At 67.5% G+C, this 14,384-nt stretch carries 15 protein-coding genes; 10 read left to right on the forward strand and 5 right to left on the reverse strand.

The window, feature by feature from the left end:
• The first annotated feature begins 41 nt into the window (after nt 1-41).
• The gene (locus tag WFK36_RS13650) at nt 42-1,589 is read left to right on the forward strand and encodes a succinic semialdehyde dehydrogenase (protein WP_336792311.1); all 1,548 of its coding nucleotides are present in this window, start codon (nt 42-44) and stop codon (nt 1,587-1,589) included.
• Here the strand turns inward: WFK36_RS13650 and WFK36_RS13655 are convergent, their stop codons facing one another.
• The 3 genes from WFK36_RS13655 to WFK36_RS13665 all read right to left on the reverse strand — a co-directional run bounded on the left by WFK36_RS13655 (nt 1,590) and on the right by WFK36_RS13665 (nt 3,812).
• Nucleotides 1,590-2,126, reverse strand: coding sequence for a hypothetical protein (locus WFK36_RS13655; protein ID WP_336792312.1), 537 nt, complete (start codon nt 2,124-2,126; stop codon nt 1,590-1,592).
• 113 nt (nt 2,127-2,239) lie between these two features.
• Entirely contained in the window at nt 2,240-2,953 is a 714-nt protein-coding gene (locus WFK36_RS13660) for a cutinase family protein (RefSeq protein WP_336792313.1), read from the reverse strand.
• A gap of 142 nt (nt 2,954-3,095) precedes the next feature.
• Nucleotides 3,096-3,812, reverse strand: a complete 717-nt coding sequence (locus WFK36_RS13665) for a DUF6474 family protein (RefSeq protein WP_008380357.1) — start codon at nt 3,810-3,812, stop codon at nt 3,096-3,098.
• A gap of 127 nt (nt 3,813-3,939) precedes the next feature.
• On the opposite strand from WFK36_RS13665, the gene WFK36_RS13670 reads away from it, so the two are divergent.
• Nucleotides 3,940-5,619 carry a TM0106 family RecB-like putative nuclease gene (locus WFK36_RS13670; protein ID WP_336792314.1) on the forward strand — a complete coding sequence of 560 codons (1,680 nt, stop codon included), beginning with the start codon at nt 3,940-3,942 and terminating at the stop codon, nt 5,617-5,619.
• Here WFK36_RS13670 and WFK36_RS13675 read toward each other — a convergent pair.
• Entirely contained in the window at nt 5,600-6,331 is a 732-nt protein-coding gene (locus tag WFK36_RS13675) for a TMEM165/GDT1 family protein (protein WP_336792316.1), read from the reverse strand. The genes WFK36_RS13670 and WFK36_RS13675 overlap by 20 nt on opposite strands.
• 146 nt (nt 6,332-6,477) lie before the next feature.
• Here WFK36_RS13675 and WFK36_RS13680 point away from each other — a divergent pair, with 146 nt between their 5' ends.
• The 6 genes from WFK36_RS13680 (at nt 6,478) to WFK36_RS13705 (ending at nt 11,777) form a co-directional block, all read left to right on the forward strand.
• The gene (locus tag WFK36_RS13680) at nt 6,478-8,499 is read left to right on the forward strand and encodes an ABC transporter ATP-binding protein (RefSeq protein WP_336792317.1); all 2,022 of its coding nucleotides are present in this window, start codon (nt 6,478-6,480) and stop codon (nt 8,497-8,499) included.
• A gap of 1 nt (nt 8,500) precedes the next feature.
• Nucleotides 8,501-9,250, forward strand: a complete 750-nt coding sequence (locus WFK36_RS13685) for an energy-coupling factor transporter transmembrane component T family protein (protein ID WP_336792537.1) — start codon at nt 8,501-8,503, stop codon at nt 9,248-9,250.
• A gap of 109 nt (nt 9,251-9,359) precedes the next feature.
• A complete protein-coding gene (locus WFK36_RS13690) occupies nt 9,360-9,800 on the forward strand; it encodes an ABZJ_00895 family protein (protein WP_336792319.1) in 441 nt (146 codons plus the stop codon).
• Between the two features lies 1 nt (nt 9,801).
• A complete protein-coding gene (locus WFK36_RS13695) occupies nt 9,802-10,209 on the forward strand; it encodes a hypothetical protein (protein ID WP_336792320.1) in 408 nt (135 codons plus the stop codon).
• 63 nt (nt 10,210-10,272) lie between these two features.
• A complete protein-coding gene (locus tag WFK36_RS13700; RefSeq protein WP_336792321.1) occupies nt 10,273-11,214 on the forward strand; it encodes a helix-turn-helix domain-containing protein in 942 nt (313 codons plus the stop codon).
• Complete coding sequence (locus WFK36_RS13705; protein WP_336792323.1) at nt 11,211-11,777, forward strand: dihydrofolate reductase family protein; 567 nt, start codon at nt 11,211-11,213, stop codon at nt 11,775-11,777. The genes WFK36_RS13700 and WFK36_RS13705 overlap by 4 nt, the downstream gene beginning before the upstream one ends.
• Nucleotides 11,778-11,828: 51 nt before the next feature.
• Here WFK36_RS13705 and WFK36_RS13710 read toward each other — a convergent pair whose 3' ends face one another.
• A complete protein-coding gene (locus WFK36_RS13710; RefSeq protein ID WP_008377564.1) occupies nt 11,829-12,458 on the reverse strand; it encodes a superoxide dismutase in 630 nt (209 codons plus the stop codon).
• Between the two features lie 142 nt (nt 12,459-12,600).
• Here WFK36_RS13710 and msrA point away from each other — a divergent pair, with 142 nt between their 5' ends.
• Both msrA and WFK36_RS13720 read left to right on the forward strand, forming a co-directional pair.
• Nucleotides 12,601-13,314: a peptide-methionine (S)-S-oxide reductase MsrA gene (gene msrA / locus WFK36_RS13715; protein ID WP_336792325.1), complete on the forward strand. Its 714-nt coding sequence runs from the start codon at nt 12,601-12,603 to the stop codon at nt 13,312-13,314.
• Nucleotides 13,314-14,381, forward strand: coding sequence for a winged helix DNA-binding domain-containing protein (locus WFK36_RS13720; protein WP_336792326.1), 1,068 nt, complete (start codon nt 13,314-13,316; stop codon nt 14,379-14,381). The genes msrA and WFK36_RS13720 overlap by 1 nt, the downstream gene beginning before the upstream one ends.
• Nucleotides 14,382-14,384: the final 3 nt, after the last annotated feature.

The raw sequence follows: 14,384 nt of genomic DNA on the forward strand, positions 1-14,384 counted from the left end.
GAACCTCATCGAACACTGACACCCTCGAACAAGGAGCAGTAATGCCGAAGCCGTCACCCGACTACTTCGCTCGCCTCGCCGCGTTGATCGCGATCGACGGGGAGCGCCCCACCAAGCCGGTCCTCGAAGCGTTCAGCGGCGCCGAGATGGCGACCATCCCCGTCGGCACCGCCGACGACATCGAACTGGCGGTCGCCCGTGCACGCGCCGCTCAGGTCCAATGGGGTGCGCAGTCGCCGCAGAGCCGCGCGAAGGTCCTCAACCGTTTCTCCGAGCTGGTGCACGACGCCGCGCAGGAGCTGATGGACATCGCGCAGGCCGAGACCGGCAAGGCTCGTGTCTACGCGCAGGAAGAGGTCATCGACGTCGCGCTGACCGCCCGCTACTACGCCCAGCAGGGCCCGTCTATGCTCGCCGACCAGCATGTTCAGGGCATGCTGCCGGGGGCCACCGACGTCCGCGTCCGCTACCAGCCGAAGGGCGTCGTCGGCGTCATCAGCCCGTGGAACTACCCGCTGACCCTCGCAGTGTCGGACGCCGTGGCCGCGCTGATCGCTGGCAACGCCGTTGTCATCAAGCCCGACAGCAACACACCGTACTGTGCTCTCGCTCTGGCCGAGCTTCTGTACAAGGCGGGGCTGCCGCGTGAGCTGTTCGCCGTCGTCCCCGGACCCGGTTCGGTCGTCGGTCAGGCCATCGTCGCCACCACCGACTACCTCATGTTCACGGGCTCGTCGGCCACCGGCGCGACCCTCGCGGCGCAGGCGGGCAAGCGGCTCATCGGCTTCTCGGCCGAACTCGGCGGCAAGAACCCGATGATCATCACCGACGGCGTGAACATCGACGACACCGTCGCAGGCGCAGCACGGGCGTGCTACTCGAACTCCGGCCAGCTCTGCATCTCGATCGAGCGCATCTACGTCGAGCGGTCGATCGCCGACGAGTTCACCACGAAGTTCGCCGCGCACGTCAAGAACATGACCCTCGCGGGCACATACGACTTCAACGCCGACATGGGCTCGCTCGCGTCCGCGCAGCAGATCGAGACCGTGCAGGCGCACGTCGACGACGCCGTCGCGAAGGGCGCCAAGGTGCTGGCGGGCGGGCGTAAGCGCGCCGACCTCGGTCCGTTCTTCTACGAGCCGACGGTCCTGGAGAACGTGTCCGACGAGATGACGTGCTTCGCCGACGAGACGTTCGGCCCGCTCGTGTCGATCTACCCCGTCGACTCGGTCGACGAGGCGATCAAACGTGCCAACGACACCGAGTACGGCCTCAACGCCAGCGTCTTCGCGGGCAGCACGGCACAGGCGCAGAAGATCGCCGAGCAGCTGCGTGCGGGAACGGTGAACATCAACGAGGGCTATGCCGCAGCGTGGGGGTCCACCGCCGCACCGATGGGCGGCATGGGCGTGTCGGGCGTCGGACGCCGCCACGGCCAGGAGGGGCTGCTCAAGTACACCGAGCCGCAGACCATCGCGACCCAGCGGGTCATCGGACTGGACGGCATCAAGGGCATCCCGCAGGGTCTGTTCTTGAAGTCGACGCCGACGCTGCTCCGCTCGTTGAAGTACCTGCCCGGCAGGTAGTCAGCGCGGCACGTCGATGGCGCTGACACCGGGGATCACACTGATCACGGTGGGCGGCGCCTGGTACTGCTCACGAAGCACAGACACGGTCGCGACGACCGGCCCCGAGCCGGTGGTCGCGACCGCAGTCGTCGGGAGGGTCGACGGGTAGCCGGTGCTCCCTGCGATCGTCTTCCAGTGGCGCAGGTCCACGTGGCCCCTGGCCCCGGTCCGGAGGTTGTGCCACTGCACCCGCAGGTACCGGTAGCTGTATTGATAGTGGTACGGCGCGAGATGGCTGACGCTGAACTGGACGCCTGCCGGTGGCGGTGGGAAGATCATCGTCCGCACTGCGGGCCGGGCCACGACGGTCGTCGGCTGGAACGATCCGCCCGGCACGCCGCCCGGCCCGATCTCCAACCCGCCGATCGCCGGGATCTGGAACGTCAACGGAGGCGCGGCAGGAGCGGCGTCGGCCGTCGGCACCGCCGTGGCGGTGACGGCTGCGGCCGCGAGGACGCCCGCCAAGACTTTTCGGGTACGCGTGAAAGGTGTCATCTGCTGTGTTCGGGAGCGGTCTCCCGCGCCGGGGTCGACGAATGCATGACTACTGTGCCTATCGCCACCGTAGCGCCTTTCGTTAGTCCGTTTGGACTACACGCTGAACTCGATCAGACGCGGCGCGCGACGAACCGGGCGCCGGCGTCGGTCATCCCGTTCACCGGATACAGCAGATGCATGGCGTTCGGTCCGCCCAGACGCGCGCCGTTGCAGATGGTGTCGCCGGCAGCGCAGTAGCGCGCCGTCTTGCCGCGGTACGCCCGACCGACGTGCATGGTGGGGGCCTTGGCGTCGCGCAGAAAACGGTCCGACGGCGGGCCGAACAGGACGACCGCCTTCACATGCGGTGCGATGGAGGCCGGAAGGGGTTTCGGCGTGTATCGCTGGTAGGCGGCGTAACTCGGCGGCATCCGCACGTCGTCGGCGACCGCGTACGCGGCAAGGGCCGCGCCCTGCGAGTATCCGCCGACCACGATGTCGGTCGACGGGCATGCCGCGGCGATCTGCTTGATCCGAGTCTGCGCCGACTTCACACCGTCGATGAAAGTGTGCGCAAACGCCAGCTTGTCGCGGAAGTCGCTGCTCGCCCGGTAGGAGACGGCCTCGACGCGGACGCGCTTTCCCGGCAGTGCCGCGCGCACCGAGCGTTCGAACGCGATTCCGGTGACACCGAGGGGCGGCGCCGTCTCGGCAGTTCCGCGCGCGAACAAGACGTGGACGTCGGCGCACCGTCGTGCCGCGTCGGCGGTGCCCGCCTGTGGAACTGTGACGCCGACAAGCGCCAATACCATCAGAACACTGCCGACGAACATTCGAGTACGCACCCGGCCATGGTAACCATGCGATCGCTGCCGCGACAGGGCGCGGCCGCTTCCCGCATGATGCGAAGATTCCCGCTAATTGTCCGACAATACGCGGGAAACGACGCGGCACGCGTGAACAGCGTGATGCCTACCGCGGCAGGGGTTACGCCGGGTGGACGTTGAGGCGTGCCAGCAAGTCGTTGTCGATGGCTGTGAGCTCGTTGTCGATGGCGCGCTGAGCCGACTTCCGCTGCGCAGGAGGCATCGTGTCGGCGGCATCCGCAGCCACGAGAAGATTGTCGAGCCTGCCCGTCATCGCGTCGACGAATGCACGTCCTTCAGCAGTCGACTCGGTCGCGGCGACCTTCTGCGCGGAGTCGCGGGAGGTGGCGATACGAGCGCGGAGTGCGGCGCTCGGACCGCCGAACTGGGTCAACACCGACGCGGGGACACCCGCGCGCTGCGCCTGGAACTCGGTGAGCTGAGCGCGTGCCGCGACCGCGGCGCGGTAGGCGATCGGGACCACGATCGGTGCTGCGAGACGCCCGACGGCGAGGTACCGCTTCATCTTCGTGGTGGTGAAGAACGCGGCCTCAGCTGCGGCCTTGCTCTGCTCGGCGACGGTCTTCGCCTCCGCGGCGGCGACCTTCTGCTGCGCCTTCGCGTCGGCCTTGATCGTCTTGCGCTCCTGCTTCTGGGCACGCTTGTGGAACTTCTGCTCCGTGCGGAGGTCCTTCTTGCGCAGTTTCCGTTCGGCCGCGGTCGACGCTTTCGCCTGAGCCTTGGCGCGGTACTTGATCGCCTTCTCTTCGCCCTTGCGGATCTTCTTCTCCGCCTTGCGTTCCGTGCGCTCTTCGCGCACCGATGAGAGCAGTCCCATGCCCGGCCTTCCGTGACGAAACTCGACACCTGCAAATGATTGTCTCCAGCTTTGCATAGTCTCGTGGGGTAGTGAATCACTCGGTCCACCGTGGACCGCGGTGTCGAAGTGATGTGGGGGTGCAGTCGTGAGTTCTGCCGTTCTGGGGGCGCGGAACCTCACTGGCTGCGAGCACCGCCTGGCACTGGACTTCACCGAGCACGGCGACGCCGCCGCCTCGGACGCCTCGCCGGAAGCTCGGCGGCGAATCGAAGCGGCGCAGGGCCACCGCGATCACGTGATCACGACCCTGCACGGTTTTCAGAGCGACCGAACGCCGTCCGACGTCGTGACTGTCGAAGCGGGCACGCATCGCGAGCGAGTGGAGCAGACGCGCCGGGCGGTAGCGGCCGGAGCCACGTGGATCTTCCGTGCCGCGCTGCCCACCGACGTCGAACGCGGGCGACGCGGGCATGCCGAAGCACTGTTCCGGCTCGGCGACGGCTATCTGCCGATCATCGTGGTCAATCACCGGGTGACGACGCTGGTCAACGGGGAACGGCCTGCGGACGCGCCGCCTCCGACCTTGCGCACCTCCCCGTTGTGGGGCTGGCGCCCGGCTGTCGACGCCACGAGGTCGGCCCGTTCGCAGCGACGCGACGTGATGCGGCTGGCGCACTTGACGGCCATGCTCGACGATCTCGGGTGGGGGACGGCCGATGCCGGAGCCCGCGTCGGGGGTCTCATCGGGCTCGATGCGGACTGCATGGTCGCGGTTTCGTTGGACGCAGCTCTCACCGAGTACGCCGAGGAGTTCGAGCACCGCCACGCCATCGCCGAGGGCAGCGTGCCGACCGTCGCGCGACGGGTCGGAGAGTGTCGCAGCTGTCACTGGTGGTCGCGGTGCGAGAGCGAACTGGCCGATCGTCACGACGTGAGTCTGGTGGTCGGCGGAAGTCAGGCCACTGTTCTGCAGGAAGCCGGCATCACGACATTCGACGCATTGGCCGACTACCGCGGAGATCCACCCGAAGACTGGCCGGCCGCAGTCCCGTTCGCCGACGCCATCGTCTCCGCCGCCAGCTGGGTGGCCGACATCCCACTGGTCCGGCGACTCGACAGGCCGCGCCTACGACGTGCCGACATCGAGGTGGACGTCGACATGGAGAGCTACTCCGAACGCGGCGCCTACATGTGGGGAACACTGCTCACCGACAACACCGATCCCTCACGCGAGGTGCGCTACCTGCCCTTCGTCACCTGGGACCCGCTGCCGACTCTCGACGAGGGACGCTCGTTCGCCGAGTTCTGGAATTGGATGGCCGCGGAACGACGCGCCGCGCGCGAGGCCGGAAAGACGTTCGCCGCATACTGCTACTCGCAGCAGGCGGAGAACCGATGGCTGCGCGGCAGCGCCGACCGGTTCCACGGCGTGGTCCCGGGAGTGCCGTCGCGAGCCGAGGTGGACGCGTTCATCGGATCCAAGGAGTGGGTCGACGTCTTCGAGGCGGTCGGCAAGAATTTCGTGTGCCCGCGTGGCAAGGGACTCAAGCGGATCGCACCTGTCGCCGGGTTCAACTGGCGAGACGCCGAGGCGAGCGGAGAGGCGTCGATGGAGTGGTACGCGGCGGCCGTCGCGTTGGACGGCGCGGCGTTCGACGAGTCGCAGCGTGCCCGACTGCTCACGTACAACGAAGACGACGTGCAGGCGACGAAGGTGCTGCGCGAGTGGATCTCGTCGCAGGATGTCCTCGAACTCCCCACGGTGCGGGAGATCCTGACGCGCCGCGCGGCAGAGGGAGGGGTCCCTACTTCGCGATCTGTGTGACGTCGTCGGAGGCCGTGTCGGTCTCGGCGCGTGCGGCGGCCTCCGCGGCACGACGGCGGTTGGTCGCGATGATCCAGAAGACGCCGACGGCGGTGATGACCAGAGCACCGACGATCGTGACGGCGGCGACCGGTGCAGACGCTCCGGCAAGGCCTTCGGCGATCAACCAGACCGCAAAACCGAAGAAGAGCACCGCGGCGCCGAGGGCGATCGTGCGCTCGGGCAGGTGTCTGCCGAGTGTGCGTCCCACGATGATGGCCAGGGCGTCGGCGGCCACCATGCCGATGGTGGAACCGATCCACACCCCGAGCCAGTCGTGGTCGGCGGCGAGCGCGATCGTCGCGAGCATCGTCTTGTCGCCGAGTTCGGCGAGCAGGAACGCTGACATCACGGCGAAGAACACCGACCGTCCGACACGTCCGGCGCGGGACGCCTCGTCGTCGTCCAGCTCGTCCCCGCGCACCGTCCACAGTCCGAACACCAGCATCGACAGGCCGCCGACGATCGACATCAACTCGGTCGGGATCGACAGACCGAGGAAGTGGCCGAGGAACACGGACGCGGCGTGGACCAGCGTGGTCGCCGTCAGAATCGCGGTCAGAACCACCCACCAGCGGTAACGGAGTGCAAAGGTCATCGCCATCAACTGAGACTTGTCGCCGAGCTCGGCGACGAAGATGACGGCGAAACTCAGCGCCAGGGCAGTGACCATGCCGCCACGTTAGGGTGACCTGCGTCCCACAATCAACTCACCTGCGGACCCGCATAACCGCAGGTGGGGAGGCCTGATTAGGCTGTTCGGGCGGCCGAAACCTCCTGTGCGGATCGGGCGGATCGCCCACCAGGCACAATGGTGCGGTGACCTTCCCTGCAGTCGACGACCGTCGCGTCGTCACCGGGCCCCTACGACCGATCGAGATCGCGTCCATCGCGATCTTCAGCGGTCTCACCGTGGTGCCGGCCGTGATCGTCGCGGTCGTGCCGATGGCCGCTGCCCTCGGATTCCTTACTCCCGTCCCGATCGCGCTGCTGGCCGCGCGGACCCGCCTGCGCGCCGTGATCGCCGCCGTCGTCACGACGGTCGCCGTCACTTTCGCTGTCGCCGGGCTCGGCACCGCGTTCGGAGTGGCCGTGACGGCGGTGATCGGTGGAATCGTCGGTGAGGTCCGCCGCCGAGGTGGCGGCCTGATCGTTCTCAGCGCACTGTCGGTGATCATCGCCCCGGCCATCGCGGGTATCACGGTCCTGCTGATGTGGGTTCTCAAACCGTTGCGGACGCTGGGTCTCGAAGTGTTCGACAACGTGCTCACCGGCATCGCGAAAACACTTCGGGCGGTCAAGCTGACGGGTGCGGGAGACGCCGTCGAGAACTTCTCCGGCAATGTCGTCGACAACTGGTGGCTGTGGCTGTGGATCCCCGGCACCATCGGCACGTTCCTCACCTTGATCCTGGCCGGATGGTGCCTCGGAAAGGTGCTCGATCGCCTCGCCGACGTGAAACTCGACGACACGCTCGAGGCCGCGCACGTCTTCGACGACAGCGAGCCCGACCCGTTGCCGCTGCGGGCGGTCGGGGTCGGCTATCGCTATCCGGGGACGTCGCGCGACGTGCTGACCGGCATCGACCTGGAACTGCATCCGGGTGAGTTCGTGGCGATCGTCGGAGCGAACGGGTCGGGCAAGTCGACACTCGCGAAGGTCCTCGCCGGAGTCGATCCGACGTCGGGTGCAGTCGACCGGCCGGGTGCGCCGGGTCTCGGTCGTCGCGGTGGCACCGCGCTTGTCCTGCAGCGGCCCGAAGCTCAGATGCTCGGCTCCCGAGTCGCCGACGACCTCGTGTGGGGACTCCCGGAAGGCGCCGTCGTCGACGTCGAGGGCCTTCTCGCCGAGGTGGGACTGGCCGGGCTCGGCGACCGGGACACGTCCGACCTGTCGGGCGGTCAACAGCAGCGTCTCGCCGTGGCTGCGGCACTGGCCCGCGGGCCGCGACTGGTGATCGCCGACGAGGTGACGTCGATGGTCGATCCGCGGGGGCGCGACGAACTGATCGGCATCCTCGCCGAACTCCCGCGCCGCCACGGCATCACGGTCGTGCTGATCACCCACCGGGATTCGGAGGCCAGGGCCGCCGACCGCATCGTGCATCTCGCCGATGGTCGAGTGGTCGCTCACCATCCCGAGTGGATGCGACCGGAACAGAGCGCGCCCGCGCTCGCGTCGTCGCACGTCGGTGGGGAACCGCTGCTCGTCGTCTCCGATGTCGCGCACACATACCTCCAGGGTTCCCCGTGGGAGGTGACGGCCCTGCACGACGTGAACCTCCGTGTGGACCGCGGCGACGGAGTGCTGATCGTCGGCGGAAACGGGTCGGGCAAGTCGACCCTCGCCTGGATTCTCGCCGGACTCACCAAGCCGACGTCCGGCGCCGTTCTGATCGACGGTGAACCGATCGCGGAGAACGTCGGCAGTGTTGGACTCGGCTTCCAGCATGCGCGGCTGCAACTGCAGAAGGTGACCGTCGGCGACGAGATCATGGCGGTCGGCGGAGAGAGCGTCGGGACCAGCGAAGTGGGACGGGTCCTCGACCTCGTCGCTCTTCCGCGCGAGTTCGCGGCGAAGCGCGTCGACTCCCTTTCCGGCGGTCAGATGCGCCGCGTGGTGCTGGCTTCATTGATCGCGTCCGATCCCGATGTCCTGGTGCTCGACGAGCCCCTCGCCGGCCTCGATCCCCAGGCCCGCGAAGAGGTGCTCGGCGTCCTCGCGCGACTACGGGACGACGGTGCGACCATCGTGATCATCTCCCACGACCTCGAATCTCTCGATCGGGTGTGCAACCGTCGCGTCGAACTCGCCGCGGGCGTCCTGGAAGGCGGTGCGTGACATGCAGATCCCGATGCTGCGTCAGATCCCCGGCGACTCCGTCGTCCACCGCCTCTGGGCGGGAACCAAACTGCTCATCGTCCTCACCCTCGGCCTGATGACATGGATCCTGCCGTCGTGGCCCGCCCTCGGCTATGTCGCCGCCTGCATGATCGTGTTCGCGCTGCTCGCGGGCATACCTGTCGGCGCGTTGCCTCGACCTCCGTGGTGGTTCTGGACGGTGATGGCTGTCGGAGTCGCGTGGTCGTGGATTGCGCGGGGCAACGAGGGCGGGCTCACTGCGTTGCGCGCGGTGCTCCTCGGTCTGGTGGTTCTGGCGATGTCGGTGCTGGTCGTGTGGACCACGCCCGTCGCCGAGCTGGCGCCGGCGATCGCCGTCCTCATGCGTCCGCTGAAGCTCCTGCGACTGCCGGTCGACGAGTGGGCGGTGACCATTGCACTGTCGTTGCGGGGACTGCCGCTGCTCATCGACGAGATGCGGCTGCTCTGGGCTGCTCACCGGCTCCGCCCGAAGTCGAGCGCGTCGTCGGGGCATCCGTCGGCCGAACCCTCGATCCTGGACATGATCGTCGCCGCCATGTCGTCTGCCATGCGTCGAAGCGCCGAGATGTCGGAGGCGATCACCGCGCGCGGCGGCACCGGGCGCCTCACCGCGTATCCGTCGCGGCCCGGAAAGCTCGACGCGGTCGTTCTCACCGTGTTCGTGCTGTTGTCCGCGGGAGCGGCGACTGCGGCGATCATCCTGCTCTGACAGCCGGATGGTTAGCCGGGTGTGTGCTGAACCTGATCGAGCGTTCAGATAGTGTCCCATTTGAACCGACTTCGCAGGGTTGCGACGTCAATGAGCTTTGGGGGACAGAATGAACGTGTGGAAATACCTGGGTCGATACGCACTCGCCTACGTCGGCATGATCGTCGTACTCGGGGTGATCAGCGCCTTCATGGAACTTCCCCCGTCGATGGGCGCGGTGGCGCCGATCGTCGCGCTGAATTACCCGGTGAACAAATTCGTGGTCGAGTTCCGGCGCGTCCCCGACTCGGCGGAGAGACTCAGCTTGGCCGTCGCGTGCATCGGATTCTTCGTCCTTCTGCAGATCGCCATCCTGATCGGCGCCGCGCTGGCGTACCCCGACGCGGCGTCGGAGGTTCTCGACCGACCCGGCATCGCGGTTCTGGTGGTGGGCTTCGGAGTGCTGCTGCCTGCCGTCGTGATGTGGCTGATCATCCGATTCATGCCATCGCGTTTCCTGCGGAGCCTCGAGAAGGCAGAGGCGAAGAAGGCCGCTCGCCGCGCGAGGTGACATGAGTCTGGGACCGTACGTGCTGAGGTTCACGCTGGCGGCGACACTGCTGTTCGGCGTGTTCCTCCTCGTGAGTTGGGCTGTGCTGTGGCCGTTGGCGGGCTTCGGCGGTCTCCTGGCCGCGGCGTTGGCCGCCGGGTACACGATCAACACGTTCATGACCACGGTGGGCAGAGCGCCGACGGGCTGCGAGCGCCGCAGCCTGATCGCCGCGTTCATCGTGGTGTCGGCGTTGCTCGACGTCGTCCCGCTGATCGTCTACGCCACCGCGGTGGCGGGAGGCGCCGACGACCTCGTGCACCGCCCGGCGATCTCCCTGGGCGTCGGCGGCTCGTTCCTGTGCCAGATGGTGTGGATCTGGCTCGTGGTGCGCTTCTACCCCGACCTCCGCCGTCAGCCGAACCCGTAGTCGGCGCGTAGGCGAGCAAGAACGGTCAAGCGCAGGACTGGCGTTCGCGTCGATACTGATCTCATGACCGACCACCTGCGGACACTCCTCGACGCCGTGCTCGACGAGAGCAACGACGGCCTCGACGACATGGCTGCGGACGTGTACTCCTCGCCGTTCCACTTCGCGCGGTCGGTTCGGGCGGGTGCGGGCGAGTCGCCAGTCGCGCTGCGTCGACGCGTGATCCTGGAACGATCGGCGTGGGAACTGCAACGTGGCGCCACCGTCACCGACACCGCGTTCGCGGCCGGGTACGAGAGCGTCGAAGGCTTCAGTCGTGCGTTCTCTCGCGCCTACGGGCATCCGCCGACGTCGATGCCGCCTGCGGGCCAGTCCGGGCACTGGCTGCCCGCGCCGAACGGCATCCATTTCCATTCGCCGACGGTCCTGTACGTCGACTCGAACGAGAGCGGTCTGGCCGAGGAGTCGGCCGGCGACATCGTCTCCCTTCAGTGCAGACACGACGCCGCCGACATCGATGCGCTGCTGGACGCCGCGGGCGCCGTGTCGGCAGCCGAGCGAGGTCGTCGCCGCCTTGTCGGAAGCACGTCGCGGGCGTGGGACGGACCCGACGAGACGATCGACCAGGTGCTGTGGCACCTCGTGATCAGCAAGGAGCCGTGGCTCGCCACCATCGAGGGCGGGCCGATGCCCGACCTGACGCCCGCTTCCGACCTCGACGCACTCCGGGCTCGACATGCCGCGAGCTCGGTCCGCTGGCTGGCGATGGTGCGGGACGTCACCCGGCGCGGAGCGTGGGCCGATTGGATCGTCGACGCCCTGTGCAGCCCACCGGAGTCGTTCCGGCTGTCGCAGATCGTCGCACACGAGCTCACGTTCTCGGCGCACCGCAGGCTTCTCGCACGCTGGATGCTGCACGACGCCGGAGTCGACACCGGCGCACCCGAACTGGACCCCGACCCCATCATGTGGCAACGACGACTCACCGGAGGAACACCACGATGACCGACTACGTCTTCTACACCGCGTCCACCCTCGACGGCTTCCTCGCCGACGAGAACGACTCCCTCGACTGGCTGCTCACTCAGCCGATCGACGAGGACGGCCCGCACAACATCGCCGATCTGATGGCGGCGACCGGGGCCATCGTCATGGGATCCACGACCTATCGCTGGGTGGTCGACCACATCACGGCCAGCGGTGAGGAATGGATGTACAAGGATCATCCGACGTTCGTGTTCACCCACCGCGACCTGGAGCCCGTCCATCCGTCGATCACCGTAGTGGCCGGTTCGCCCGCCGAGCACCGCGCAGCCCTTGAGAAGGCGGCAGGCGACCGGGCGGTATGGGTGGTCGGCGGCGGCGACCTCGCGGCCCAGTTCGCTGAGGACGGAATGCTCGACGAGCTGCTCGTCTCGTTCGCGCCCGCCACCGTCGGTTCTGGCCGCCCCCTGTTTCCGCGCGCGTGGGACTTCGAACTGCTCGAGACCGTGCAGAACAAGGCGTTTGTCATCGCCCGTTACCGGGTCGTCGGCCCGCGAGGGCAAGCCGCTTCACCGGTCGGATGACAGAACAACGGCGGCCGCCCCGATGGGGCGGCCGCCGTTGTGTCAGACAGATCAGGCGGGGACGATGAGTCCCGAGCCCTGGGTCTTCGCGCGAGCGAGGCGCTCGGAGGCGTCGTCCCAGTTCACGACGTTCCACCAGGCCTTGACGTAGTCGGGTTTCACGTTCTGGTAGTCGAGGTAGAAGGCGTGCTCCCACATGTCGAGCATGACGACCGGGATCAGGGCGGCAGAGGTGTTGCCGCTCTGGTCGGTCAGCTGCTCGATGACGAGGCGCTGGCCGATGGTGTCGAAGCCGAGGATGGCCCAACCCGAGCCCTGCAGGGTGGTGGCCGCAGCGGTGAAGTGAGCCTTGAACTGCTCGAAGCCGCCGAAGTCGACGCCGATCTGCTCGGCGAGGTCGCCGGTGGGCTCGCCGCCGCCGTTGGGCGAGAGGTTCTTCCAGAAGATCGAGTGGTTGGTGTGACCACCGAGGTGGAAGCCCAGGTTGGCCGACAGGCCGTAGACCTTGCCTGCGATGGTGCCGTCTTCGCGGGCCTCTGCCAGCTTGGCGAGCGCGGTGTTGGCGCCTGCGACGTAGGTGGCGTGGTGCTTGCTGTGGTGCAGCTCCATGATCTTGCCGGAGATGTGGGGCTCGAGGGCGCCGTAGTCGTAATCGAGTTCGGGCAGGGTGTAGTCAGCCACGATGTTCCTCTCAAAGATTCGCGAAAGATCCGTACTGGGTCCAGTCAACAACATTTCCGCAGACCGGTGGTTATTGCAACAGATCAGGTCACCGTGGGATTCCTGCCACCGCCTGTGCCGCCGATAGCCGTAGCCTGGTCGCATGAGCCTGTTCGATCGCCTGATGGCGGCCTCCAACGTCAAGACCGCGATGGTTCCCCGCGACCGTGCACTGCCCGGCCGCTCCACGCCGTTGCCGCTTCGAGACGAGAACATCGTCCTGCATCGGCCGATGCGGGGAGCGGCGTCGTCCGACGGCGGATACGGCCCGGCCGGAATCGGTGATTGGGGACCGGATCTGCGAGCGATCGTGCTCGCGGGCGGGTGCTTCTGGGGAGTCGAGGAGATCTTCTGGCAGCAACCAGGCGTCCACAGCACGGCGGTCGGCTACGCGGGCGGCTACACCCCGAACCCGACGTACGAGGAGGTGTGCACCGCGCAGACCGGGCACGCGGAAGCTGTTCTTGTCGTCTTCGATCCGGCCCAGACCAGTGCGAAGGCTCTCATCGAGCTGTTCTTCACCTCGCACGACCCGACGCAGGAGATGCGTCAGGGCAACGACATCGGCACCCAGTACCGGTCGGCGGTCTTCACGTTCGACGACGCCGATCTCGACCTGGCGGTCGGCGCCGTGGATAAGTTCGGCCCCACCCTCACCGATGCGGGGTACGGCCCGATCACAACGGAGATCTCCGCCATGGCGGATGCGGGCGACGGCGTCTTCTACTACGCGGAAGACGTTCACCAGCAATACCTGCACAAGAACCCGAACGGGTACCGCTGCCACGTCTCGACCGGGCTGACGTTCCCCGCCTGATGCCACAGGCGATCACCCTCGAGCAGTGGAACCGCACCCTGCTCGAGCGTCAACATCTGCTCGAACGAGTCGACGAGGACGTCGTCGAAGTGGTCGACCGGATCGTCGGCCTGCAGTCGCAGGATCCGCAGGCCGCGTTCTACGGTCTCGCGTGCCGCGTCGAAGGATTCGACCCCGCCGACGTCGACGAGCTTCTCACCGAGCGTGAACTCGTCCGCATCACCCTGCAACGCGGCACGGTGTTCCTCGCCGACGGACTCGACGCGCGGTGGATTCGTGAACTGATGCAGCCGATGCTGTCGTCGGCAGTCGAGACGAACCACGGCCGCAGACTGGTCGACGTGACCTCGGACGAGGTGACCGATCACGCTCGTGACCGGCTCGCCGACGGTCCGCTCGGTGCCGCTGCGCTTCGAGCCTCGCTTGCCGAGCGATGGCCGGACGAACCCGCGTCCGACATGGCGGCCGTTGCGCGACTGCGGCTGCCGGTGGTGCAGACGCCGCCTCGCGGTCTGTGGAAGCGGTCAGGCGCTCCGACGTACGCGCTGCTCGACGACTGGATCGGAGAAGGCGAGCCCGCGGTCACCGGAGACGAGGCGCGCCGTGACCTGATCCGTCTCTATCTGCGAGGGTTCGGGCCGGCGTCCGTCGCGGCCGTGCAGACGTGGTCGGGCCTCACCGGGCTCGGACCGATCATGGCGGCGATGGAGGCGGACTGGGAACTCGTGATCTACACCGGGCCGGGAGGTGAGACGCTGTACGACCTCGACGGTCTGCCGATCATCGAGGGAGACGTCCCCGCGCCCATTCGGTGCGTCGCCCCCTATGACAACTTGATCGTCGCCAACGCCGACCGGATCCGGGTGGCCGATCCCGACCTCTATCAGGCGCTGTGGACGCCGAACGGACAGTTCCCGGGGTTCGTGCTCGTCGACGGGCGGCTCGCCGCCACGTGGAAGCCGACCAAGGACGGTGTCGCCCTGACGGAGCTTCGTGACCTCACCAGTGACGAGCGGGCGGGCGTCGAACGCGAAGTCGATGTGGTCCGGGCGATGATCGAGTCCTGACCG

This window comes from Gordonia malaquae (assembly GCF_037148075.1).
In the GTDB taxonomy this organism is placed as follows: domain Bacteria; phylum Actinomycetota; class Actinomycetes; order Mycobacteriales; family Mycobacteriaceae; genus Gordonia; species Gordonia malaquae.